The sequence below is a fragment of the Buchnera aphidicola (Astegopteryx bambusae) genome, assembly GCF_039365365.1.
Lineage (GTDB): Bacteria > Pseudomonadota > Gammaproteobacteria > Enterobacterales > Enterobacteriaceae > Buchnera_G > Buchnera_G aphidicola_B.
The window spans coordinates 215,986-240,999 of the sequence record NZ_CP134985.1; the positions used below are offsets into that span (position 1 = coordinate 215,986).

Below are 25,014 nucleotides of genomic sequence, written 5' to 3' on the forward strand. Positions count from 1 at the left end.
AAATACTAACAAAAAATATCAAAAATGAAAAAAAATAAAAATAGTAAAAATTTTTTTACACATTTACATTTATATAATCATAATTATCTAGAAAACATATTTAAAAAATTTTTAAAAAAAAAATCTTATGTAAAAAAAGAATTTCAATTAATATTTAAAAAATTTATTATACAAAATAATAAAAAAGAAAAAATAATAGAAAAACATGATATAAAAAATTTGATATTTTTTTTTAGATCATATGGACATATAATATCAAAAACAAATCCTATAAAAAAAACATGTAAAAATATAAAAAATTTTTTATATTTTAAAAAAAAATATAATTTATTAATAAAAAATTATAATAAGAATAAAATTGAAAAAGATTATATAAAAACATATGAAAAAATGAAAAAAATATATTCTAATCACATAGGTATAGAATATATGCACATATTTTCAGAAAAAGAAAAAAAATGGATAAAAAATAATTTAGAGAAAAAAAAAAGAAAAAAAATAAATAATAAAAATAATAAAAAATTATTAAAAAATTTAATTATAACAAATTATTTTGAAAAATATTTAAATATAAAATTTCCAGGAGCTAAAAGATTTTCTTTAGAAGGATCTGAGATAATTATTCCAATTTTAAAAGAAGTTATAAAATATTCTAAAAAAAATAATATTAGTAATATAATATTAGGAATGTCTCATAGAGGTAGAATAAATGTTTTAAGAAATATATTTAAAAAATCATTAAACACAATATTTGACGAATTTGAAAATTTTTATGAAGAAAAAAATAAAATTGATGATGTAAAATATCATTTAGGTTATAAAAAAACAATTTTATATAAAGAAAATAAAATATTTTTAGAAATAAAAAATAATCCATCTCATTTAGAATCTATTTGTCCAGTAGTAATAGGATCTGCAAGATTTTATATAGAGAAAAATTCGAAAGAAAAAAATAAAAAAAGTGTATTACCAATTTTAATACATGGGGATGCTTCCATAAGTGGGCAAGGTATAATACAAGAAACATTAAATATGTCAAAAACAAAAGGATTTGATGTAGGAGGAACAATTCATATTGTAATAAATAATCAAATAGGATTTACTACATCTAAAATTTCAGAAATGAGATCTAGCAAATATTGTACAGACATTTCTAAAATGATATCATGTCCAGTTTTTCATGTTAATTCAGATTTTCCAGAAGAATCAATTTTTATAATTAATTTAGCTTTAAAATTTAGAAGAACATTTAAAAAAGATGTGTTTATCGATATAATTTCTTATAGAAAACATGGACATCATGAATCAGATGATCCAAAAGCAACACAACCTAAAATGTATAATATTATAGAAAAACATAAACCAGTTTATAAAATATATGAAAAAAAATTAATAAAAAAAAGAAAAATTTCTATTTTAGAAATAGAAAATATAAAAAAAAAATATAAAAAATTTTTAGAAAAAAAATATTTTGAATATAAAAATAAATTAAAACTACATTTTACAAAAAAAATTATAAATAAGAATATTTCTAAAAAAAAAAAAAAAAATATAAAAATTAGTTTTGAAAACTTTAAAAAATTGTCTATACAAATAAATAAAATACCAAAAAATATGCATTTACATGAAATTGTAAAAAAAATATATAAAAATAGAATGTTAATGTCAAAAGAGAAAAAAAAATTTGATTGGAGTGCAGCAGAAGCTCTTTCAATAGCTAATTTATTAAAAAAAGGTATTTCATGCAGAATTTCAGGAGAAGATGTATCTAGAGGAACTTTTTTTCAAAGACATTCTATAGTATATGATCAAACTAAAAATTTTCATTATATACCACTATGTCATGTAAATAAAAAAAATAATTTTTGTATATGGAATTCTTCTTTATCTGAAGAAGCTGTTCTTGCATTTGAATATGGATATTCTATATCTTCTAAAAAATCAATAAACATATGGGAAGCACAATTTGGAGATTTTGCTAATTCCGCTCAAGTTATAATAGACCAATTTATAACATCAGGTAAAAAAAAATGGGGTCAAACATGTGGGTTAATAATGTTTTTACCGCATGGATATGAAGGTCAAGGACCAGAACATTCTTCTGCAAGATTAGAAAGATTTCTACAAATGTCATCTGAAAAAAATATACAAATAGTTCAACCAACCAATACTAGTCAAATTTATCATATAATACAAAATCAAATATACAAAAAAAATATTACACCATTAATAATTATGTCTCCAAAATCCATGTTAAGAAATACTAAATCATTTAAATCTTTAAAAGATATATATTTAGAAAAATTTAGAAATATAATTTATAAAAAAAAATTTTGTTATAAAAAAATAAAAAAAATAATTTTTTGCTCAGGGAAAATTTTTTATGAATTAAATAGTTATACTACAAAAAAACATATTGATAAATTATTAATAATAAGAATAGAAAGATTATACCCGTTTCCTAAAAATGAAATATTTTCAATATTACAATTTTGTAAAAACACAAAAAACTTTATTTGGGTACAAGAAGAACCAAAAAATCAAGGTGCATGGAATTTTGTATCAAAATATATAAAAAAACTTATTCCACATAATTCAAAACTAATATGTATTAGTAGAAATTCTTCATCTTCTGTATCAACTGGTTCAATAAAAATACATAAAAAAGAACAATATAAAATAATAAAAAAATCTTTATTCTTATAGGAACAAATACAAAATATGAAATATAATTTTACAACAATATATGCACCAGAATTTCCAGAATCAGTAACTAATGCCACAATAATAGAATGGAAAAAAAATATATATGATAAAGTAAAAAAAAATGAAACTGTATTAGAAATAGAAACAGATAAAATAATTATGTCAGTACAGTCTCCATCTACAGGGTTATTAAAAAAAATTTATAAAAAAAGAGGATCTTCAATATTTTCTAAAGAAAAGTTAGGAGAAATAAAAGAAAATATTTATGAAAAAAAAAATAATTTTGAAAAAAAAACATCCTTAAATAATCCTAAAGAAAAGTTAGTAAAAATAAAAAAAAATATTTATGAAAAAAAAATTTCACCATCTACTAGACGTTTTATAAGAAATCATGGTTTAAAAAACAAAAAAATAAACAGTATTATAGAAAAAGATAGAATTACTAAAACAGATATAAAAAAAATAATAAAAGATGAAAAAATAAAAAAAAATATACTTTTTAAAAAAAATTTTGAAACAAAATATATAGAAGAAAAAAAAGACAAAAATAAAAGAAAAAGTGATGTCGTTGTAATGAGTAATTTAAGAAAAAAAATATCTGAAAGATTAAGTCATACAAAAAACAATTCAATAATGTTAACTACATTTAATGAAGTTAATATGAAAAAAATAATAAATATAAGAAATAAATATAAAAAAGTTTTTGAAAAAAAATATAATACAAAATTAGGATTTATGTCATTTTTTATAAAAGCAGTTATAGAATCTTTAAAAGAATTTCCAGAGATAAATACTTCCATAAATGGAGAAAAAATTACTTATTATAAGTATTATGATATAAATATAGCAATATCTACAAACAAAGGATTAGTTGCTCCAATTATAAAAAATGTAGATACAATGAGTATGTCAGAAATAGAAAAGAAAATATTATATTTAAAAAAAAAAGCAGAAAATGGAAATTTAAAAATTTCAGAAATGTTATCTGGAAATTTCACTATATCTAATGGAGGTATATTTGGTTCTTTATTTTCTACTCCAATAATTAATCCACCGCAAACTGCAATATTAGGAATAAATGTAATTAAAAACAGACCGATAGTTATAAAAAATAAAATAAAAATAAGACCAATGACATATTTATCTTTATCATATGACCATAGAGTAATAGACGGGAAAAGTTCTATAAAATTTTTAGAACATATAAAAAATTTGTTAGAAGATTTTTCTAGAGTAATAATACAAATTTAACAAATATAAAAAACTATAGATACAGTTAAATTTTGTTCTATAGTTTTTAAAATTATATAGTAATAAAAATTATTAAAAATAAATATTGTTTTTATAAATAAATAGTAATAATATAAATTGTATAATAAAAAATTTTTTATAAAACATTTAGTATTAAAATTATTTTATTATAATTTTGTTTTTTTTTAAAAAAAATGTAGATAATATTATATGAAAAAAATAGAATTAGTATTAATAAGACATGGTCAAAGTGTTTGGAATAAAATGAACAAGTTTACAGGATGGACAGATGTAAATTTATCAAAAAAAGGAAAAAATGAAGCTAAAAATGCTGCAAAATTATTAAAAAAAAAAAATTTTGTGTTTGATTTAGCTTTTACATCATTATTAAAAAGAGCAATACATACTACATGGATAATATTAAAAAAAATGGATCGACTATGGATACCAGTATATAAATCATGGAGATTAAATGAAAGACATTATGGATCTTTACAAGGACTTAATAAACAAGATGTTACTTTAAAATATGGAAAAGAAAAAGTACAAAATTGGAGAAGAAGTTACAAAATAGTTCCCCCAGAAATTAATATAAAACATGAAAATTTTCCAGGAAATGATCCAAAATATTCAAATGTAGAAACTAATTTAATACCAAAAGCGGAAAGTTTAAAATGTACTATAAATAGAGTTTTGCCATATTGGAATAAATTTATTTTACCAGAATTAAAGAAAAAGAAAAAAATTATTATAGTTGCACATGGAAATTCTTTACGCGCGTTAATAAAATATTTACATCATATAGATGAAAAAGATATATTAAAGTTAGATATTCCAACTGGAAGACCTATTATATATGAATTTGATAATGATATACAACCAATAAAATTTTTTTATTTATAAAAACAAATTTAACAAAGGCAATTATAAAAAATATGATAAAAAAAATCGGGGTATTAACCAGTGGAGGAGATGCTCCGGGAATGAATGCTGTTATAAGAGGAATAGTTATAACAGGAAAACAATTAGGAATCGAAATATTTGGAATAAAAGATGGATTTTTAGGATTATACAAAAATAAAATTAAAAAACTAAAAGTATCTAAAGTTTTTGATATAATTAATAAAGGTGGAACATTTTTAGGATCATCAAGATTTCCACAATTTAAAAAAAAAAAAAAAAGACTTATAGCTATAAAAAATTTACAAAAAAGAAATATAGATGCTTTAATAATAATAGGAGGTGATGGTTCTTATGCTGGAGCTCAAAAATTAAATGAAATGGGAATTTCTTGTATTAGTATACCTAGTACTATTGACAACGATGTTGTTGGTACTGATTATACAATAGGATATTATACTGCGTTGGAAACAATAGTACAATCAATTGACAAAATAAGAGACACATCTGCATCTCATAATAGAATTTCTATAGTAGAAATTATGGGAAGAAATTGCGGAGATTTAACTTTATTGTCATCAATAGCTAGTGGATGTGAATTTTTAGTAATACCTGAAACTAAAAAATCTAAAGAAAAATTACTAGTAGAAATAAAAAAAAGAATAAAAAAAAGAAAAAAACATTTTGTAATAGCTATTACAGAAAATTTATATGATATAAAATTTTTAGCAAAATATATAGAAAAAAAAACTAACAGAGAGACAAGAGCGACAATTTTAGGTTATATACAAAGAGGCGGGACACCAGTTGTATATGATAGAATTTTAGCATCTAGAATGGCACATTACGCTGTCGAAATTTTGAAAGATGGATTTTCAGGAAAATGTATAGGAATAAAAAAAGAAAAAATTATACACACTGATATAAAAAAATCTTTAAAAAACAAAAAGAAAAATTCAACACGTTATTGGTTGAATTTATCTAAAAAATTATTTTGAAAAATTTTCTGAAATTTTTATTATTGGAAATAATGTTTTTATTTGTAAAGAAGCCCCTCCTACTAATATTCCATCTATATATTTTTTAGAAACAAAATCATATACATTATTTTCGGATATAGATCCTCCATATTGTACTATCATATTATTTTTTTTGAAAAAATTATCTCTTTTACTTATATAATTTTTTATTAAAAAATGCATATCATTTACATAATCGGGATCTGCTGAAATTCCAGATCCTATTGACCATACTGGTTCATATGCTATAATAGCATTTCTAAATGCTTTTTCTCCAATATTATTAAATATAACATCTATTTGATTTCGTACAAAATATTTAGTTTTTTCTATACTTTCTTTTAAATATTCTCCAACACATAACACAGGAATAAAATTATTATTTTTTATAATATCAAATTTAGTATATATCATATTATCATTTTCACAATGATTTATTCTTCTTTCTGAATGTCCGACAATAATATATTTTACATTAAAATCTTTTAACATCTTAGCAGATGTTTCTCCTGTAAATGGACCATCTAAGTTAATATCTATATTTTGTGATGTTAAACTTATTTTACTATTAATATTTTTTAAAATATTATATGATTCGCTCAGATATACATTAGGAGGAGATATAGATATATCATTTTTTATATTAAATTTAATACATAAATAATTTAATTCTGTAAAAAATTTTTTTAGAATTTTTTTTCTACCATTTAATTTCCAATTACATAGTATTAACATACTTTCACCTAAATATTTTATCTTAACTTAGTATTATATTTAAAAATTCAAATAATAATATTTTAATAAAAAATATTTTTAATTTAAATAATAAAATTTTTATAAAAATTAAAATTATACTATATAAAATTTTTTTAATAAAAAACAATTATTTTTATTTAAAAAAAATTATTTTTTTTCAATGTTATCTAAAAATTTTTTAGAAAATGATATATTAACCATTCTATTTTTTTTATCAAAATTGTCTATTTCACATTCAACATTATCACCAACATTAATTTTTAAAAACATATTTTTTTCATCAAAAGTTTTTATTGAATTAAGTTTCAATATTGCATTTATTCCTTGAAAAATATCCAAATATATTTTTTGCTTTTCAATTTTGTATACTTTTCCAAATATTATAGAGTGTTTTTTATATTTTTTCATAAATAACACAAATGGATCTTCCTTCAATTGTTTTATACCTAAAGATATTCTTTCTCTATCAACATCAACTTGTAAAACTACTGCAACAATATTTTCATTTTTTTTATATTTTTTTACTGATTTTTCTCCTGAAGAAATCCAAGAAATATCAGATAAATGAATTAGTCCATCTACATTTTCTGGTAATCCTACGAATATTCCAAAATCTGTTATAGACTTTATTTTTCCATTTACTAAATCTCCTTTTTTATATTTTTCAGAAAAAATTTTCCACGGATTTTCTGTACATTGTTTTATTCCTAATGATATTCTTCTTCTATCCTCATCAATATCTAATATCATAACTTCTATTTTGTTATTTAAATTAGTTATTTTAGAAGGATGTATATTTTTATTATTCCAATCCATTTCTGAAACATGAACTAATCCTTCTACTCCTTCTACTATTTCTACAAAACACCCATAATCAGTTAAATTAGTAACTTTTCCAAATATTTTTGTACCTACTGGATATTTTTTAGAAACATTTGTCCAAGGATCTTTACTTAGTTGTTTTAATCCTAATGAAACTCTAACCTTATCTTTATCAAATTTTAAAATTTTTATTTTTATTTTTTCTCCTAATTTTACAATTTCACTAGGATGTTTTACTCTTTTCCACGCCATATCAGTTATATGTAATAATCCATCTATGCCTCCAAGATCTATAAATGCACCATAATCTGTTAAATTTTTTACTGTTCCGAAAATATTTTCTCCTTCTTTTAAATTTTTTAATAATTTGTTTCTTTCTTCTATGTTTTCAAACTCTATCACTGCTTTTCTAGAAACAACTACATTATTTCTTTTTTTATCTAATTTAATTACTTTAAAATTTAAAGTTTTTCTTTCTAAATTATAAGTGTCTTTAACTGGTCTAATATCTACCAAAGAACCTGGTAAAAATGCTTTTATTTCTTTTAATTCTACAGTAAAACCTCCTTTTACTTTACCATTTATTATACCTTGAACAGTAGAAACATTTTTGTGAGCTTCCTCTAATTTTATCCAAGATTCTTTCCTTTTTGCTTTTTCTCTAGACAATATTGTTTCCCCAAACCCATCTTCTACTGTTTCAAGAACTACCTTAACTTTTTCTCCAACTTTTATGGTTATTTCTCCATTAGAATTTTTAAATTGATCTAAAAATATCTTTGATTCTGATTTTAATCCAGCATCAACCATAACAATATCTTTTTTTATTTTTGTAATCGTAGCTTTTATTACAGAACCAGGTTTAGTATTAATTTTTTTAAAAGATTTTTTTAATAATTCTGAAAATGATTCACTCATATTTATAAATTTTAAAGTTGTTTAACATAAATTTTGAATCGTTCAAAAAATAGTTATATTTTTTTACTAATTATTTTCCTTATTTATTAGATGAAATTTTGTAAATATTATTTTTTATAAAACAATATTTTTAATAAGATAAAATATAAAAACAAATTATTACCAATTACATTTATAAAATTTTTTTAAAATATTAAAAAAATTATATAATAATATTAAAATTAACACTAAAATAATAGTCTTGCAACTTTCAAAAAAAATGTTTTTAAAAATATAAATATTTTACTATTTAATAAAAATATTATATATAATAATATATAAAAATAAAAAATATTATTTTTTATTTAAAAAATATTATTTTTTAAAATTGCTTATAGTGAAAAAATTACTAAAATAATTAGGAAAAGTTTTTTTAACACAATTTGGGTTCAAAATAATTATCTTTTTTTCTGACAATGCTATTAGAGAAAAACACATAGCCATTCTATGATCATCATAAGTATTTATTTTAGAAGATACAAATTTACTTGGAGGACTAATTTTTATATAATCTTCTCCAGTTTTTATTTTAGATCCTATTTTTTTTAATTCTGTAGACATTGCAAATATTCTATCAGTTTCTTTTAATCTCCAATTGTAAATATTTCTAATTATAGTTGTACCTTTAGCAAACAAAGCTAAAATTGCAACTGTCATTGCTGCATCAGGAATATTGTTCATATCCATATCTACAGATTTTAAATGTCTTTTTTTTACTGAAATATAATTTTTATATATATTAACTGTTGCTCCCATTTTTTTTAATACTTCTACAAATTTTATATCTCCTTGTATACTATTTTTTCCAATACCATGTACTATAACTTCACCTCCTTTTATAGCAGCGGCAGCTAAAAAATAAGATGCTGAAGATGCATCTCCTTCTATAAAAAATTTTTTTGGTGAAACATATTCTTGATTACCAAGAATTTTAAAATAACAATAGTTTTTATTATAAACTTTTATTCCAAATGTTTTCATTAAACTAATTGTAATCTTAACATATGGTTTAGAAACTAATTTATTTTTTATTAATATTTCTGTATTTCTTTTTGCTAAAGGAGAAGCAATCAATAATGAAGTCAAAAATTGACTAGAAATATTACCATATAAATAAATTTTACCACCTGAAAAACCCCCTTTTATATGTATTGGAGGATAACCATATACATTTTTATATTTTATTTTAGCTCCACCATCTTTTAAAGCATTAATTAAATCTTTTATTGGTCTAATATTCATTCTATCATTTCCATATAATTTTACATCATTTTTATATAAGGAAAACACTGCAGTAAGTGGTCTAATTGCTGTACCAGCATTACCTAAAAAAATAGAAATTTTTTTTTTTATTTTAAAAAAATTTTTAGAACCCAATACAAAAACTTCATTTTTATTTCTATTATATTTTATTGAAATACCTATTTTTTTTAATGCCGATATCATGTATTCTGTGTCTTCGCTAAATAAAAAATTTTTTAATATTGTTTTACCTTTAGATAAAGCAGAAAGAAGAATTACTCTATTAGAAATACTTTTAGAACCAGGTAAATTAACTTCTCCATTTATCTTAAAAATTGGATTTATAACAATTTTTTTTTTCATAATTTTCCTATAAAATTTTTATTTAAACAAATAAATTTCATAAATTAAAAAATTATCCAAAAATATTTTCAAAATTTATCATAAACTTTGCTAATTTTTTTACCCCAATAAATGGCATAGCATTATAAACAGAAGCTCTCATACCTCCAAAAAAACTATGACCTTTTAAATATAAAAATCCTGCTTTTTTAGATTCTTCTAAAAACTTTTCATTTAAACTATTATATTTTAATTTAAATGTTATATTAACATTAGATCTATTTTTAATATGTATATTATTAATATATAAATTAGAATTATCAATAACATTATATAATAATTTAGATTTTATAAAATTATTTTTTTCCATTTTTTTAATACCTCCATTTTTCAATATCCATTCAAAAACTAAACCAGACATATACCATGAAAATGTAGAAGGAGTATTAAACATAGACTTATTTTTATAATTTATAGAATAGTCTAAAATAGAAGGAGTATATTTGTTTTTATTAAATAATAATTTTTTTTTTATTATTAATATTGTTATACCTGCAGGACCAATATTTTTTTGTGATCCCGCATAAATTAGATCATAATTTTTTATGTTTATTTTTCTAGACAATATAGTAGATGAAAAATCTCCTACTATTATTTTGTTATAAAACTTAGGTTCTTCAAATATAGCAATTCCTTCTATAGTTTCATTAGGACAATAATGAACATACTTAGAAAAATTGTTTATATTCCAATTAGACATTTTTAAAATATATTCCTTTTTATTTTTTACTCTTTTTACATCTATTATGTTTGTTTTAGAATATTTCATAGCTTCATTTGCTGCACTAATAGACCAATATCCAGTATTTATATAATCTACTTCTTCATTACAATTTTTTAATAAATTCATAGGAACTGCAGAAAACTGACCTCTTGCACCCCCATGCAAAAATAAAATTTCATAATTTCTTGGAATATATAAAAGTTTTCTAAAATTTTTTTCTATAATTTCTGTCATTTTAATAAATTCAATACTTCTATGACTTATCTCTATTACAGAAGAACCTAAGTTTTTCCAATTTAAAAACTCTTTTTTTGCTTTTATCATAACATCTTTTGGCAGCATAGATGGGCCTGCACTAAAATTATATATTTTATTCATATTCTTTTTTTTTTAACATAATTGTTTTATTTAAAATAAAATTTTTTTTTATATAAATTCTAATCCCCTCATATAATTTTTTTTTAAAACATTTGGTATTTTTATTTTGCCACTTGAACACTGATAATTTTCCATTATAGCAGCTACAGTTCTACCAATTGCCAAACCAGAACCATTTAATGTATGTACATATCTTTTTTTTTTATTTTTATCTAAAAATTTTATATTAATTCTTCTAGCTTGAAAATCTGTCATATTAGAACAAGAAGATATTTCTATATATTTCTTTTGAGAAGGAAACCAAACTTCTAAATCATATGACTTTGCAGAAGAAAAACTAATATCATATGTACATATAGAAACTTTTCTATATGGTAAATTTAATAATTTTAAAATTTTTTCTGCATGTGTAGTAATTAATTCTAAGCAAGAATTAGAATTTTTAGGATGAACAATTTGCATTATTTCAACTTTATCAAATTGTTTTGTTCTTATTAAACCCTGATTGTTCAACCCATAAGAAGTAGGTTCATTTCTGAAACAAGGACTGCTAGTAGTAAAATATAAAGGTAAATCTTTTTCTTTTATTACATTATTCATTAATAAATTTGTTAAAGGAACTTCTGAAGTTGGTATCAAAAATAATTTATTTTCTTCTAAAAAATTAGTATTTTTATTTCTATCAAATTTTGTAGATATTAAATCTTTATGAAATTTAGGTAATTGACCTGTTCCATATAAACATTTTTTATAAATTAAGTATGGAACATAAACTTCTTCATATCCATGTTTTTCTACATGAACATCTAACATAAATTGTATTAAAGATCTATATAATAAAGATAATTTATTTTTTAAAACAAAAAAATTTGAACCAGATATTTTTGATGCATTAAAAAAATCTAAACATTTTTTTTTATGACCTAAATCTACATGACTTTTAATATTAAAATTATATTTTTTGATTTTTCCCCATTTATAAATTTCTAAATTATCTTCATGACTTTTACCAATAGGAGTTTTACTATCGGGTATATTTGGTATATTATAACAATATTCAAAATATTCTTTTTCTAAATTTTTTAAAAAAAATTTTTTTTTTTCTAAAATTTTGTTATATTTTATTACTTTTTTTTTTAAATTGCTATGATTTTTTTTACAAAATTTTAAATTTCCAATTAACTTAGAAATTTTATTTTTTTTACATTCCAAATTCTCTTTTTCTAATCTAATTAATTTTATTTTTTTATTAATATTTTTAATATATTCTATGTTTAAAATGAATCCTCTACTTTCTAACTTTTTATAAATTTTATCAAAATTTTTTTTTAATAAATTTTTATCTAGCATATTATAACTTTTGTTTTGGTATAAAAATATTTTATATATTTCAAGTATATATCATTTAATAAAAATAATATAAAATTTATAAAAATAATAATATAATATATTAAACTTTATATATTTATAAATAAAAATTATAATAATATAATATTATAGAATGCATATAATTTTTAAAAATATAATATGAAAAAAAAAATAATAAAAAATAATTTAATAATATTAGGCTCAGGTCCAGCAGGATATACTGCATCAATATACTCATCACGAGCAAATCTAAATCCAATACTAATTACTGGAAATCAAATTGGAGGTCAACTTTCTACAACTGATAAAATAGAAAATTGGCCATCTGAACATAATATGATTTCTGGAAAAAATTTAATGAAAAAATTTTATATACATTCAAAAAAATTTGGGACAAAAATATATAAAGAAAATATAATAAAAGTAAATTTTGAAAGTTATCCAATTTTATTATTTAGTGAAGAAAAAGTTTTTGAAACATTTTCCTTAATAATAGCAACTGGTTCTAAACCAAAAAAATTAGGAATAAAATCTGAAAAAAAATTTATAGGAAAAGGTATATCTTCATGTGCATTATGTGATGGTTTTTTTTATAAAAATAAAATTGTTGCAATAGTAGGTGGAGGAAATTCTGCATTAGAATCAGCAATATATTTATCAAAAATAGTAAAAAAAATATATTTAATACATAGAAGAAACACATGGAAAGCAGAAAAAATACTAGTATATAGATTATTTAAAGTAGCTAAAAAAAAAAATATAAAAATTTTATTAAATTATGAAATAAAAAAAATATATGGAAATAGTATTACAATAAATAAATTAAAAATAAAATCAAAAAAAACAAAAAAATATAAAAATATTTCAGTTGCATGTTTATTTGTATCTATAGGTCATATACCAAATACAAATTTATTTAAAAAAAAATTAAAAATGGAAAATGGATATATTAAAACAAATTATAGCAGACATGGTAATTTTACTTCTACAAGTGTTACAGGAATATTTGCAGCCGGAGATGTTGTTGATCATGTATACAAACAAGCTATAACTGCATCTTCTTCTGGATGCATGGCAGCAATAGATGCAGAAAAATATTTATCAAAAATAAAAAATATAATATAAATAAAATAAGGTAATATTATGATAAAAGAAAAACAAATAGAAATACAAGGTATAGTAGTAGAAACTTTGCCAAACACAATGTTTAGAGTGAAATTAGACAATGGACATACAATAATCGCACATATATCTGGTAAAATGAGAAAAAATTATATAAGAATACTTACTGGGGACAAAGTAACAATAGAAATGACACCTTATGATATAGACAAAGGTAGAATAATATTTAGAAGCAGATAATATAAATCAATTTAAATTATTTTATTATATATTTTTATAAAAATAAAATATGTAGGAAAATTATGAGAACAGAATATTGTGGTAAAGTATCAAAAAAATTAATAGGAAAAAAAATATTTCTATGCGGATGGATATCAAAAATAAAAAATTTTGGTCATATTATATTTTTTTATATAGAAGATATAAAAGGTAAAATACAAATTATTTTAAAAAAAAATAAAAATTTTTTAAAAATTCAAGAAATAAAAAATGGATTTTGTGTTCAAATATTTGGGAAGGTAAAAAAAAGATCTAAAAAAAATATAAATAAAAATATTTTTAATGGAGATATTGAAATATATGCAGAAAAAATAAAAATATTTAGTAAATCTAAAAGCATCCCTATAGATCTGTTAAAAAATAACAAAGAAAAAAATAGATTAAAATATAGATACTTAGATTTAAGAACTAATAAAATGAAAAAAAATTTGATATTAAGAAGTAAAATAATATATGAAGTTCATAAATTTATGCAAAAAAATAACTTTATACATATAGAAACTCCAATAATAACGAAATCTACTCCAGAAGGAGCAAGAGATTATATTATACCGAGTAGAAATTATTTAGGAAAATTTTATGCATTACCACAATCACCTCAAATATTTAAACAATTGATCATGATATCTGGTTTTGACAGATATTATCAAATAGCAAAATGTTTTAGAGATGAAGATCTAAGATCAAATAGACAACCAGAATTTACACAAATAGACATAGAAGCATCATTTGTAAATGAAAAAAAAATACTAAAAATAATAGAAAATTTTTTATATAAAATTTGGAAAAAATTTTTAGGAATAAAACTAAAAAAAATTCCAAAAATAACATATAAAGAATCTATAAAAAAATATGGTACAGATAAACCAGATATTAGAAATCCTTTAAAAATTATAGATTTTACAAAATTTTTTATGGTAAACAATTTTTTAAAAGAAAATATAAAAAATAGAACAATTTTAGGAATACATATATTAAAAAAAAATAATTTATCTTTAAAAAATATTAAAATTTATGAAAGCTTTATAAAAAAAAATAATATAAAAAAAATACTTTCTATAAAAATAAACAAAAAAAATATAGATAATATTAAATTAAATAAAAAAAATATATTAAACAAAATAGTTATAGAAAAAATTATAAAATTTTTCAAAATAAATAAAAATGATATTATCATAATTTATCAATCTAATAATAAAAAAATATATAAAATATTTGGTGAAGTAATTAAAAAAATTTCTCATGATTTTAATTTAATTGACAAAAATATTTTTGCGCCAATATGGATAACAAATTTTCCTATGTTTAAAAAAAATAAATATGGAAATTTTTCTGTTGTACATCATCCTTTTACATCACCACAAACAACATCAATAAATAAAGTAAAAAAATTTCCAGAAAAAATTTTATCAAAATCTTATGATTTGATTATAAATGGAGAAGAAATTGGAGGAGGATCTATTAGAATCAATAATATAAAAATGCAAAAATTAATATTTAAAATTATAAACATATCTACAAAAAAACAAAAAAAAAAATTTGGATTTTTTTTAAATGCTTTAAAATATGGCCCTCCTCCACATGCAGGAATAGCTTTAGGATTAGACAGAATAACTATGATGTTAACAAATAGTTCTGATATCAGAGATGTAATTTCATTTCCTAAAACAACAACTGCATCATGTATCACAACTAATTCTCCAAATAAAATAAATAATTCTTTTTTAGAAGAATTAAATATTATGATAATGAAAAAATAATTAAAAATTTTAAAAAAATTAATATGTTTTAAAATTAAAATTATGCTTGTATAATTCTAATTATATTTTTACTTTTTATAAAACTTTTGTTTTGTAATTCAAAAATTAAAATTGAATTATCTTTTTTTATAAAATTTTTTTTTAACAATTCTAAAGAAATAAATTTATCTACATTAGTTATATTGTTATTTTTTTTTATATACATTGGAATAATACTTTTACATAAAGAAATATAATTTAATACTTTTTTGTTATTAGAAAAAAAAAATATTGGCTTTTTAGAAAAAATTCTAGAAGAAATTAAATTGATATTTTTAGACTTAGTAAAAATAGCTCCAACTGAAATATATTTTAAATTATTTAATATATATATTGCAGAAGAAGATATTATTTCTTCAGTATTATTATTTAATGTATTAATAAATTTTTTACAACATTCTTGTTTTATTATTTTTTCAGCTCCAATACATATTTTTTTCATATATGAAACAGTTTCTATAGGATATTTTCCAGATGCAGTTTCTGCTGATAACATAACTGCATCTGTTCCATCTAATATAGAATTAGAAACATCCATAACTTCAGCTCTAGTAGGAAAAGGATAAGTCATCATTGATTCCATCATTTGAGTTGCTGTTATAACTATCTTATTAAATTTAATAGTATTTTTAATAATTTTTTTTTGTGCTGATGCAATTTCAAAATCATTTATTTCAACACCTAAATCGCCTCTAGCAACCATAACAGCATCCGAAACCATAATCATTTTATTTAAAACTTTAGAATTTTTTATAACTTCCGCTCTTTCTATTTTTGCTACTATTTTTGTATTTCCCCCATAAGAAGAAATTAATTTTTTAACAGTATTTATGTCTTTATAAGATTTTGGAAAAGAAACTGCTAAATAATCTAAATTTATTTTAGAAGAAAAAATAATGTCTCTTTTATCTTTTTTAGTAATTGATGTTGCAGATAAACCACCTCCTAATTTATTTATACCTTTATTATTTAATAAAAAACCACCTATAATTACCTTAGTTATTATTTTTTTTGATTTTATAAATTCAACTTTTAAAGAAATTCGACCATCATCTAATAATAAAATATCTCCAATAGATAAATCTTTATATAAATTTTTATAATTTATTCCTACTGAAAACTTATTACCATATTTATTTTTTAAATTATAATCTAATATAAAAATGTTATTTTTTTTTAAAAAAATTTTTTTATGTATAAATTTTGATATTCTGATTTTAGGTCCTTGCAAATCTCCTAAAATTCCTATATTACATTCTAATTTTTTTCTTAGATAAAAAATCATTTTTACTTTTTTCAAGTGATCTGAAATATTTCCATGTGAAAAATTCAATCTAAAAACATCCACTCCACTAAAAATCATTTTTTCTAAAATTTTTACATTATCTGTTGAAGGACCCATAGTTGCTATTATTTTAGTTTTTTTTAAATTGTTATGCATATAATTCCTTTATACAAAGTTAAAATATATTTTTTAATAAATATCTACAAACACAAAAATAAAATTATTAAAATATAAAACAATATAAAAAAATTAATTTTTTAAAACCATTTTTTTTAAAAAACATAAAACATAATAAAAATTTTCAAAAAAATACATACAAAAAAAAATAAAAAAATTATATTTAAATAATTTAGTAAAAATTCATAATAATTATATATTAAATATAGTATTATTAAAATATTTAAAAAATAATAAAATAATTGGATAATTTTAATATGAATTATAATAATTGTGATTTTGTAATTTTTGGTGCGAAAGGAGATTTATCTAAAAGAAAATTAATTCCAGCATTATATAAATTAGACAAAAAAAAAATATTACATAAAAACACAAAAATAATTGGTGTAGGAAGAGCTAATTGGAAAAAAAAAGAATTTTTAAAAATTATAAAAACATCTTTAAAAAAATTTTTAAAAGAAAAAATAAAAGAAAAAGTTTGGAACACTTTTAAAAATAGATTCAGTTTTTGTAACTTGAATGTTAATGATACAGAAAAATTTTTTAAATTAAAAAAAAAATTAGATATTACAAAAATTATAATTAATTATTTTGCAATACCTTCAAATTTATATCATAACATATGTAAAGGTTTATATAAATATAATCTGAATTTAAAAAATTCTAAAATAGTTTTAGAAAAACCTATAGGAAATTGTTTAAAAACATCTAACAAAATAAATAAAAATATTGGAAAATATTTTAAAGAATCTCAAATATTTAGAATAGATCATTATTTAGGAAAAGATACTATAATAAATTTATTATATTTAAGATTTTCTAATACAATATTATATAACAATTGGAACAAAAAACATATTGATCATGTTCAAATAACAATAGCAGAAGAAATAGGAATAGAAGGAAGATTTAAATATTTTAATAAAACCGGACAAATGAAAGATATGGTTCAAAATCATATTTTGCAAATATTAAGTATAATAACTATGAAAGAACCCAAAAAAATAAATTCTAAAAATATAAGAAAAGAAAAAATAAAAATATTAAAAAGTTTATATTTTATAAAAGAAAACGAAATAGAAAAAAAAACTGTTATTGGACAATATTCTCATGGAAAAATAAATAACAAAAAAGTTTCATCATATATGTCAGAAAATTTTGAAAAAAAAAATACTAATACAGAAACATTTGTTGCTATCAGAATAGACATACATAATGATAGATGGAAAGGTGTTCCATTTTATATAAGAACTGGTAAAAGATTGAAAAAAAAATGTTCTAAAATAGTAATAGTTTTTAAAAATAATATTCCAAAAACTTTTAATAATTTTAAAAATTCCAAAACAAATAAATTAATTATACAATTAGAACCTAATGAGAAAATATATTTAAATTTTTTAAACAAAGTTCCAAGTTTAAAACAAAAATGTGAATTAAAAAAATTTAAAATGAAATTTACATATTCAAAAAACTTTAAAAAAAAATCTATTCCAGAATCTTATGAAAAATTATTATTAGATTGCATGTTAGGAGATCAATCTTTGTTCGTGCATATAGATGAAGTTAAACAATCATGGAAATGGATAGATAACATAGTAAATATTTGGAAAAAAGTTTCTAAAAAACCTGAATTATATGTATCTGGTAGTTGGGGGCCGTATTTATCTAAAAAAATGATTGAAAAAGATGGAAGAAAATGGATTTAGCAAAAAAAAAAAAAAAAAAAAAAAAAAAAAAAAAAAAAAAAAAAAAAAAAAAAAAAAAAAAAAAAAAAAAAAAAAAAAAAAAAAAAAAAAAAAAAAATAAAAAAATTATATATTTTTAATTAACATATAAAATTTTTTAATTCTTATACAATTTTTCTATAAGTAGTAATAACAATAATAAAAATATAATTTTTTTATTTTTATATAACTTTTTAAAATATATATTTTATTTTCTACAATTAACACAAAATTAAAAATCTAAAAATAAAAAAATTATGAAAAGTACAATATTTTTTAATGTTCAAAACTTATTTAAAAAAATATTTAAAAATTTTAAATATATTTTATTTATGATATTTAATTTTCGAATAATTAATAAATGAAAACAATTTTTTTACAAAAATTTCAAAATAATATAAAAAATTATATTAATTCTAAAAGTGTTATATTTTAAAAATATATTAAATTTAAGATACTTATATAAATTAAATTTTTTATTTTTATAAAATATTTCGAATTTTTTTTAATTATAATGTGTAATTATTATTTAAAACATATAATTTATATATAGTAATATAGTAAAAACACAAATAAATATTTAAAAAATTCAATATATTTTATTATGAAAAAGTAAAAAATTATATTTTTTAAAAAAATAAATTAAAATACAAGATACAATTAAAAAATTTTATAATATTATTAAAATATTCAAAAAATTTTATATTGTAACTACAAAAAATTTTAACAAAATAAAATTAAAATATAAAAAATATTGCATAAAAATTTTATTTATATACAAAAATATGTTATTCTCTATAAGAATTATGTTTTATTTAAAATAAATATTTATTTTTATATCGTGGTCTATATAACCACGTTAGGTAAGACAAGTTACAATTCTGTATATGTGCGGCATTTTAAAATTAAAATTTTTAGAACAAAGTAGTTGAAATTACTTATCTTTTGAATCTTAAATTCATGCCTCATGCAGCAAATGTTTCTAGTTTATCTACACGTTATACATTCAGACCTATATAAATATATTCAAAGGAAAAATTAATAAGATGGCAAAGATAAAAGGTCAAGTTAAGTGGTTCAACGAATCTAAAGGTTTTGGTTTTATAACACCAGAAGATGGTAGTAAAGATGTATTTGTACATTTTTCTTCTATACAAAGTGAAGGATTTAAAACTTTGTCAGAAGGTCAAAATGTAGAATTTGAAATACAAGATGGTCAAAAAGGTCCAGCTGCTGTTAATGTAACTTCTGTATAAAATAAAAATAATTTTTTTATAATATTTTATAAATTTTTTAATTTTATTTTATGATCATCTTGATTTTATATGTGCCTTTACAAAAATGTTGTAAAGGCGCTTTATAAATAAATTTTTTTATTTTTAAAATATTTAAATTAAAATTTTTTTATTTTTAATAAAATTTAAAAAATTTTTTATTAAAAATATATAATTATAAATTTTTAAAAATAAGATTTATAATATTTAATTTTTTGGAGTGTTTAATGGATATAATTTTAGATCCGTCTAATTGGGCCGGTCTATTAACTTTAATTGTTTTAGAAATAACATTAGGAATAGATAATTTATTATTTATTACAATTATATCAAATAAATTACCTCCATATCAAAGAGAAAAGGCTAGAATAATAGGTTTAAGTATAGCATTATTTATTAGATTAATGTTATTATTTTTAATATCTTGGATAACTACTTTAAACAAAATTATTGTTGAAATCATTGGATTTAAATTTTCTAGTAAAGATATAATACTTTTTTTAGGAGGTTTATTTCTTTTATTCAAAGCTATAACGGAACTAAATGATAGATTGGATCATAAAAAAGAAATCAAAATAGAAAATAAAACATATACTAGTTTTGGATTTGTAATATTTCAAATAGTTTTATTAGATGTAATATTTTCTTTAGATTCAGTAATTACATCAGTTGGAGTAGTGAATAAATTATCTATGATGATATTATCCATGATAATTGCTATGATAATAATGTTGTATGCAGCAAAAATTATTACAAAATTTATAAATAAAAATCCAACTATAGTTTTATTATGTATAAGTTTTTTATTAATGATAGGACTAAACTTAATAGCAGAATCTACTGGATTTTTTATACCAAAAGGATATCTATATACAGCTGTAGTTTTTTCTACACTAATAGAACTATTTAATCAAATAGCCAAAAAAAATTTTATAAAATATCAATCTAGTCTTCCTATGAGAAAAAGATTAGCAGAAATAGTTATAAAGTTAATGTCAAAAAAAAAAAAAAATAAATTTTATAAAGAAAAAAATAATAAAAAAAATAATTATTCAATAAATTATAATAAAGAAATTGAAGAATTTAAAGATGAAGAAAGATATATGATGCACGGAGTATTAACATTATCAGGAAGATCAATAAGAAGTATAATGACACCAAGAGATGAAATTTCTTGGGTTAATTCAGAACACAAAAATAGTAAAATAAGATCTCAATTGTTAAAAAGTCCCCATAGTTTATTTCCTGTTTGTAAAGGAGAATTAGATAAAATTGTTGGTATAGTTAGAGCTAAAGAAATGTTAATAGCTTTAGAAAAAAAAATAGACATATTAAGCTTTTCTTCTAAAATTTCTCCAATAATAATACCAGATACTCTAGATCCAATAAATTTATTAAAAACATTAAGAAAATCTAAAGGAAACTTTGTAATAGTAACTAATGAATTTGGTGCTATACAAGGACTAATTACACCATTAGATGTTTTAGAAGCTATAGCAGGAGAATTTCCAGATGCAGATGAAACTCCAGATATAATAGAAGAAAAAAATAGTTGGTTAGTAAAAGGAAATACAGATTTGCATTCTTTAGAACAATTTTTAAATGTAAGTAAATTAGTAGACAAAGAAGAAAAATGTGCATCTTTAGCAGGATTATTAATTGCAAATACAGGAAACATACCTAACACAGGAAAGACTATAAAAATAAATAATCTAGAATTTACTATTATAAAATCAAACAAATATAAAATAAAATTAGTAAGAATAAAGAAAAATAATGAAAAAAAATAATGAAAAAATGTATAAAAATAAAAAAATAAAAGAAAATATTTTATCATTAGATAGTTCGAATAAAAGTTGTTCTGTTGCTTTATACACAAAAAAAAAAATAGATTATATTTTTGATAAATGCAAAAATAATTATGAAGAAAAAATTTTTCCAATGATAAAAAAAATAATAAAAAGAAATAGAATAAAAATAAACGATATAAAAACAATTTCTTATTCAAACGGACCTGGGAGTTTTTCTGGAATTAGAATATCTTCTATAATAGCAAAAAGTTTCTTTATAAATAAAAAAATAAAATTATTATCTATATCTTCATTAAAAATAATTGCAGAAAATTGTTGGAAAATTTCAAAAAAAAAAAAAATAATAGTTTTATTACAAAATAAAAACAATAATTTTTTTTATGGAAAATATTATAGAAATAAATATGGAATTTGGATTGGAAAAAAATCAGAAAAATTTATTAAATTTCATAAAATAATAAAAAAAATTGTTAAAAAAAAAAATATAGTGATTTCCGGAAAATTCAAAAAACAAAAAATACAAAAAGAATTATACAAACAAAAATATAAACATAAAATATATTTTTTTAAAATAAATTTTCCTAATGCTAAATATATGATAAATATTACAAAAAAAATGTTGAAGAAATATTATTTTAGAAATGATATAAAATCACAACCTAAATATTTAATTAAAATTTTTTAATTTATTTTTTTTCTAAAAAATTTATATTTAACTCTATGATATAAAAACTTTTATTTTTTTTTTCATTCATTTTAATTTTACAAATATTAATATCTGTTTTTAAATTTTTTTTTACTGCTGTAAGTATGTCATTTTTTAAATTTTTTAAACAATTTATCTTGAAACTATTTCTTTTTTTTTTAGAAATTATATAATTTAATCTTTTTTTTGCTATATTAGCTGTCTTTTTATGATTAGAATAAAAAAAATATAAAAATGACATAATATTTTATCTCCAAAATAACCATTTTAAAAAACTTTTTTCTTTTTTATAAAATTTCATAGGAATATTTTTTCCTAAAAATCTTTTAACAGTATCTTCATAAGATTTTCCGGAAATAGAATTTTTATCTAAAATTATTGGAGTTCCTTTATTAGATGCATGTAATATCGAAGAATCTTCAGGTATAATACCTATTATAGGAATTTTTAAAATTTCTAAAACATCGTCTACGCTCAACATTTGACCAGAATTTACTCTTTCTTGATCATATCTAGTTAATATTAAATGTTCAGATATAGGATCTTCACCGTTTTCTGATCTCTTAGAAGTAGATGATATTATACCTAACATTCTATCAGAATCTCTAACCGAAGATATTTCTGGATTTGCTACTATTATTGCATCGTCTGCAAAATATATTGATATAATAGCACCATTTTCTATTCCAGCAGGAGAATCACAAATAATGAACTTAAAATTCATATCAGACAATTCTTTAAATACTCTATTAACTGAATCTTTTGTTAAAACACTTTTATCTCTAGTTTGGGAAGCTGGCAATATATATAAATCATCTATTCTTTTGTCTTTTATTAATGCTTGCTCCATAGAAACATCATTATTTAATACATTAACAAAATCATATACTACTCTTCTTTCACAACCCATTACTAAGTCTAAATTCCTTAATCCTATATCAAAATCTATAACTACAGTTTTATTTCCAAATTTTGCTAACCCTACAGCTATAGAAGCACTTGTGGTAGTTTTACCAACTCCACCTTTACCTGAAGTTACTACAACTATTCTGCTCATTGATATAATTTCCATTATTATAAAAATATTTTACAATTATATTTTTTTTACACGTAAATTATTATCTTTTAAAAAAAAATAAGACGATGTACCAATAAATTCTTTAGGAATCTGATCATATAACCAGTAATTACTATAAATAGCTATAAGTTCAGGAAAACAAGATTTACAAAAAATTTTAGCAGACAAATCACCTAATGATCCAGCTATAGCTTTCCCTCTCAAAATGCCATATATATGTATATTTCTACTAGAAATTATTTCAGCTCCATAACTAACATTATTAATTATTATTAAATCAGAATTTTCTGCATAAATTTTTTGACCTGATCTGACAGGATTATTTATTACAACAGTTTTGCTAAATTTATTATTTTTATCTTTATATTTTTTATTTTTTTTTTTTTTAATATTAAATATAAAATTGTTTCTAATTATATTTAAATATGGTATACCAGAATTAATTATATAATTTTTTAAATTAAAATTTTCACATTCACAAAAAGCAATTATTTTAAATTTAAAAGATAAAATTAAATTTTTTATTAACAACCAATCTGATATTTCCATATAAAATTTAATATTTATTATGATTGGAGCTTTTTTTAAAATATTTGGAAACTCTAAAATTTTTTTTTTTATATAAAACTCAAAATATTTTAAATTATATTTATATAAATTTAAAACCAAAAAAGTAAAATTTTTTCCATAAAATTCAAAAATATGTTTATTCATATAAAATTTTTTACATTTAAAAAATTAAAAAGTAAAATTATATAAAAATTAAAATAACAAAAAATATTACCCAGAGCGGGAATCGAACCCGCAAAGCTAAAAAAAGCCGAGGGATTTTAAGTCCCTTGTGTTTACCAATTTCACCATCTGGGCAATTTTTATATATAAAAATTGTTAAAAATAAAATTTTTAGGCGTATCCCGGAATCGAACCGAGTTTTTCGGATTTGCAATCCGACACATATCCAATCTGTCAATACGCCATTTTATATAAAAGTACAATTTCAAAAAATAATTTCTTTTAAATAATAACATAAAAGAAAAATAAATCAAATTAATATTTTTTACTATCTATTTTAAAATTTTTATAATAAAATAAGTTATAATATTTAATTCTATCTTACTAAATACAAAAAATTGGAGGAATGGCCGAGTGGTTTAAGGCAGCGGTCTTGAAAACCGCCGATGAGAAATCATCCGAGAGTTCGAATCTCTCTTCCTCCTAAAATTTGTTATTTTAA

20 protein-coding genes and 3 tRNA genes are annotated in these 25,014 nt (G+C 19.6%); 12 read left to right on the forward strand and 11 right to left on the reverse strand.

What is annotated here, in order from left to right:
- The first annotated feature begins 24 nt into the window (after positions 1–24).
- The 4 genes from RJD44_RS01005 (at position 25) to pfkA (ending at position 5,855) form a co-directional block, all read left to right on the forward strand.
- Positions 25–2,706: a 2-oxoglutarate dehydrogenase E1 component gene (locus RJD44_RS01005; RefSeq protein WP_343189761.1), complete on the forward strand. Its 2,682-nt coding sequence runs from the start codon at positions 25–27 to the stop codon at positions 2,704–2,706.
- 15 nt (positions 2,707–2,721) lie between these two features.
- The gene (gene sucB, locus RJD44_RS01010) at positions 2,722–3,957 is read left to right on the forward strand and encodes a dihydrolipoyllysine-residue succinyltransferase (protein WP_343189762.1); all 1,236 of its coding nucleotides are present in this window, start codon (positions 2,722–2,724) and stop codon (positions 3,955–3,957) included.
- Between the two features lie 210 nt (positions 3,958–4,167).
- Entirely contained in the window at positions 4,168–4,860 is a 693-nt protein-coding gene (gene gpmA, locus RJD44_RS01015) for a 2,3-diphosphoglycerate-dependent phosphoglycerate mutase (RefSeq protein ID WP_343189763.1), read from the forward strand.
- Between the two features lie 32 nt (positions 4,861–4,892).
- A complete protein-coding gene (gene pfkA, locus RJD44_RS01020; RefSeq protein WP_343189764.1) occupies positions 4,893–5,855 on the forward strand; it encodes a 6-phosphofructokinase in 963 nt (320 codons plus the stop codon).
- On the opposite strand, the gene tpiA is transcribed toward pfkA, so the two are convergent.
- The 5 genes from tpiA to serS all read right to left on the reverse strand — a co-directional run bounded on the left by tpiA (position 5,847) and on the right by serS (position 12,507).
- Positions 5,847–6,611 (reverse strand): triose-phosphate isomerase, encoded by a 765-nt coding sequence (gene tpiA / locus RJD44_RS01025; protein ID WP_343189765.1) that lies wholly within the window; start codon positions 6,609–6,611, stop codon positions 5,847–5,849. The two genes, pfkA and tpiA, sit on opposite strands and share 9 nt — an antisense overlap.
- Before the next feature lie 168 nt (positions 6,612–6,779).
- Positions 6,780–8,372, reverse strand: a complete 1,593-nt coding sequence (gene rpsA / locus RJD44_RS01030; protein WP_343189766.1) for a 30S ribosomal protein S1 — start codon at positions 8,370–8,372, stop codon at positions 6,780–6,782.
- 354 nt (positions 8,373–8,726) lie between these two features.
- Positions 8,727–10,016 carry a 3-phosphoshikimate 1-carboxyvinyltransferase gene (gene aroA, locus RJD44_RS01035; protein WP_343189767.1) on the reverse strand — a complete coding sequence of 430 codons (1,290 nt, stop codon included), beginning with the start codon at positions 10,014–10,016 and terminating at the stop codon, positions 8,727–8,729.
- A gap of 52 nt (positions 10,017–10,068) precedes the next feature.
- Positions 10,069–11,157, reverse strand: coding sequence for a 3-phosphoserine/phosphohydroxythreonine transaminase (serC, locus tag RJD44_RS01040; protein WP_343189768.1), 1,089 nt, complete (start codon positions 11,155–11,157; stop codon positions 10,069–10,071).
- 48 nt (positions 11,158–11,205) lie between these two features.
- Positions 11,206–12,507 carry a serine--tRNA ligase gene (gene serS / locus RJD44_RS01045; protein WP_343189769.1) on the reverse strand — a complete coding sequence of 434 codons (1,302 nt, stop codon included), beginning with the start codon at positions 12,505–12,507 and terminating at the stop codon, positions 11,206–11,208.
- Between the two features lie 177 nt (positions 12,508–12,684).
- Between serS and trxB the strand changes: the two genes are divergently transcribed.
- The 3 genes from trxB to aspS all read left to right on the forward strand — a co-directional run bounded on the left by trxB (position 12,685) and on the right by aspS (position 15,686).
- Positions 12,685–13,650 (forward strand): thioredoxin-disulfide reductase, encoded by a 966-nt coding sequence (trxB, locus tag RJD44_RS01050; protein WP_343189770.1) that lies wholly within the window; start codon positions 12,685–12,687, stop codon positions 13,648–13,650.
- Between the two features lie 18 nt (positions 13,651–13,668).
- Entirely contained in the window at positions 13,669–13,887 is a 219-nt protein-coding gene (infA, locus tag RJD44_RS01055; RefSeq protein ID WP_343189771.1) for a translation initiation factor IF-1, read from the forward strand.
- A gap of 62 nt (positions 13,888–13,949) precedes the next feature.
- Positions 13,950–15,686 (forward strand): aspartate--tRNA ligase, encoded by a 1,737-nt coding sequence (gene aspS / locus RJD44_RS01060; RefSeq protein WP_343189772.1) that lies wholly within the window; start codon positions 13,950–13,952, stop codon positions 15,684–15,686.
- Positions 15,687–15,726: 40 nt separating this feature from the next.
- Here aspS and pyk read toward each other — a convergent pair whose 3' ends face one another.
- Positions 15,727–17,166 (reverse strand): pyruvate kinase, encoded by a 1,440-nt coding sequence (pyk, locus tag RJD44_RS01065; RefSeq protein ID WP_343189773.1) that lies wholly within the window; start codon positions 17,164–17,166, stop codon positions 15,727–15,729.
- 278 nt (positions 17,167–17,444) lie between these two features.
- On the opposite strand from pyk, the gene zwf reads away from it, so the two are divergent.
- From zwf to tsaB, 4 genes are all read left to right on the forward strand, one after another.
- Complete coding sequence (gene zwf, locus RJD44_RS01070) at positions 17,445–18,893, forward strand: glucose-6-phosphate dehydrogenase (RefSeq protein ID WP_343189774.1); 1,449 nt, start codon at positions 17,445–17,447, stop codon at positions 18,891–18,893.
- Positions 18,894–19,957: 1,064 nt separating this feature from the next.
- The gene (cspE, locus tag RJD44_RS01075; RefSeq protein WP_343189775.1) at positions 19,958–20,167 is read left to right on the forward strand and encodes a transcription antiterminator/RNA stability regulator CspE; all 210 of its coding nucleotides are present in this window, start codon (positions 19,958–19,960) and stop codon (positions 20,165–20,167) included.
- A gap of 245 nt (positions 20,168–20,412) precedes the next feature.
- Entirely contained in the window at positions 20,413–21,975 is a 1,563-nt protein-coding gene (locus tag RJD44_RS01080; RefSeq protein ID WP_343189776.1) for a TerC family protein, read from the forward strand.
- The gene (tsaB, locus tag RJD44_RS01085; RefSeq protein WP_343189777.1) at positions 21,962–22,681 is read left to right on the forward strand and encodes a tRNA (adenosine(37)-N6)-threonylcarbamoyltransferase complex dimerization subunit type 1 TsaB; all 720 of its coding nucleotides are present in this window, start codon (positions 21,962–21,964) and stop codon (positions 22,679–22,681) included. The genes RJD44_RS01080 and tsaB overlap by 14 nt, the downstream gene beginning before the upstream one ends.
- A gap of 1 nt (position 22,682) precedes the next feature.
- On the opposite strand, the gene RJD44_RS01090 is transcribed toward tsaB, so the two are convergent.
- The 5 genes from RJD44_RS01090 to RJD44_RS01110 form a co-directional block, all read right to left on the reverse strand.
- Entirely contained in the window at positions 22,683–22,943 is a 261-nt protein-coding gene (locus tag RJD44_RS01090) for a cell division topological specificity factor MinE (protein WP_343189778.1), read from the reverse strand.
- Positions 22,944–22,949: 6 nt separating this feature from the next.
- Positions 22,950–23,759: a septum site-determining protein MinD gene (minD, locus tag RJD44_RS01095; RefSeq protein ID WP_343189779.1), complete on the reverse strand. Its 810-nt coding sequence runs from the start codon at positions 23,757–23,759 to the stop codon at positions 22,950–22,952.
- Between the two features lie 36 nt (positions 23,760–23,795).
- Positions 23,796–24,494 (reverse strand): septum site-determining protein MinC, encoded by a 699-nt coding sequence (gene minC, locus RJD44_RS01100; protein WP_343189780.1) that lies wholly within the window; start codon positions 24,492–24,494, stop codon positions 23,796–23,798.
- 67 nt (positions 24,495–24,561) lie between these two features.
- A tRNA-Leu gene (locus tag RJD44_RS01105) sits at positions 24,562–24,647 on the reverse strand.
- 38 nt (positions 24,648–24,685) lie between these two features.
- Positions 24,686–24,756, reverse strand: a tRNA-Cys gene (locus RJD44_RS01110).
- Between the two features lie 156 nt (positions 24,757–24,912).
- On the opposite strand from RJD44_RS01110, the gene RJD44_RS01115 reads away from it, so the two are divergent.
- A tRNA-Ser gene (locus RJD44_RS01115) sits at positions 24,913–24,997 on the forward strand.
- Positions 24,998–25,014: the final 17 nt, after the last annotated feature.

Bases quoted from the DNA above. Each gene is read 5' to 3' on its own strand.
- tpiA (WP_343189765.1), bottom strand. From the start codon at position 6,611: ATGTTAATACTATGTAATTGGAAATTAAATGGTAGAAAAAAAATTCTA.
- pfkA (WP_343189764.1), top strand. From the start codon at position 4,893: ATGATAAAAAAAATCGGGGTATTAACCAGTGGAGGAGATGCTCCGGGA.
- pyk (WP_343189773.1), bottom strand. From the start codon at position 17,166: ATGCATAACAATTTAAAAAAAACTAAAATAATAGCAACTATGGGTCCT.
- aspS (WP_343189772.1), top strand. From the start codon at position 13,950: ATGAGAACAGAATATTGTGGTAAAGTATCAAAAAAATTAATAGGAAAA.
- minC (WP_343189780.1), bottom strand. From the start codon at position 24,494: ATGAATAAACATATTTTTGAATTTTATGGAAAAAATTTTACTTTTTTG.
- serS (WP_343189769.1), bottom strand. From the start codon at position 12,507: ATGCTAGATAAAAATTTATTAAAAAAAAATTTTGATAAAATTTATAAA.
- infA (WP_343189771.1), top strand. From the start codon at position 13,669: ATGATAAAAGAAAAACAAATAGAAATACAAGGTATAGTAGTAGAAACT.
- zwf (WP_343189774.1), top strand. From the start codon at position 17,445: ATGAATTATAATAATTGTGATTTTGTAATTTTTGGTGCGAAAGGAGAT.
- aroA (WP_343189767.1), bottom strand. From the start codon at position 10,016: ATGAAAAAAAAAATTGTTATAAATCCAATTTTTAAGATAAATGGAGAA.
- serC (WP_343189768.1), bottom strand. From the start codon at position 11,157: ATGAATAAAATATATAATTTTAGTGCAGGCCCATCTATGCTGCCAAAA.
- minD (WP_343189779.1), bottom strand. From the start codon at position 23,759: ATGAGCAGAATAGTTGTAGTAACTTCAGGTAAAGGTGGAGTTGGTAAA.
- rpsA (WP_343189766.1), bottom strand. From the start codon at position 8,372: ATGAGTGAATCATTTTCAGAATTATTAAAAAAATCTTTTAAAAAAATT.
- gpmA (WP_343189763.1), top strand. From the start codon at position 4,168: ATGAAAAAAATAGAATTAGTATTAATAAGACATGGTCAAAGTGTTTGG.
- sucB (WP_343189762.1), top strand. From the start codon at position 2,722: ATGAAATATAATTTTACAACAATATATGCACCAGAATTTCCAGAATCA.
- RJD44_RS01090 (WP_343189778.1), bottom strand. From the start codon at position 22,943: ATGTCATTTTTATATTTTTTTTATTCTAATCATAAAAAGACAGCTAAT.
- tsaB (WP_343189777.1), top strand. From the start codon at position 21,962: ATGAAAAAAAATAATGAAAAAATGTATAAAAATAAAAAAATAAAAGAA.
- RJD44_RS01005 (WP_343189761.1), top strand. From the start codon at position 25: ATGAAAAAAAATAAAAATAGTAAAAATTTTTTTACACATTTACATTTA.
- cspE (WP_343189775.1), top strand. From the start codon at position 19,958: ATGGCAAAGATAAAAGGTCAAGTTAAGTGGTTCAACGAATCTAAAGGT.
- RJD44_RS01080 (WP_343189776.1), top strand. From the start codon at position 20,413: ATGGATATAATTTTAGATCCGTCTAATTGGGCCGGTCTATTAACTTTA.
- trxB (WP_343189770.1), top strand. From the start codon at position 12,685: ATGAAAAAAAAAATAATAAAAAATAATTTAATAATATTAGGCTCAGGT.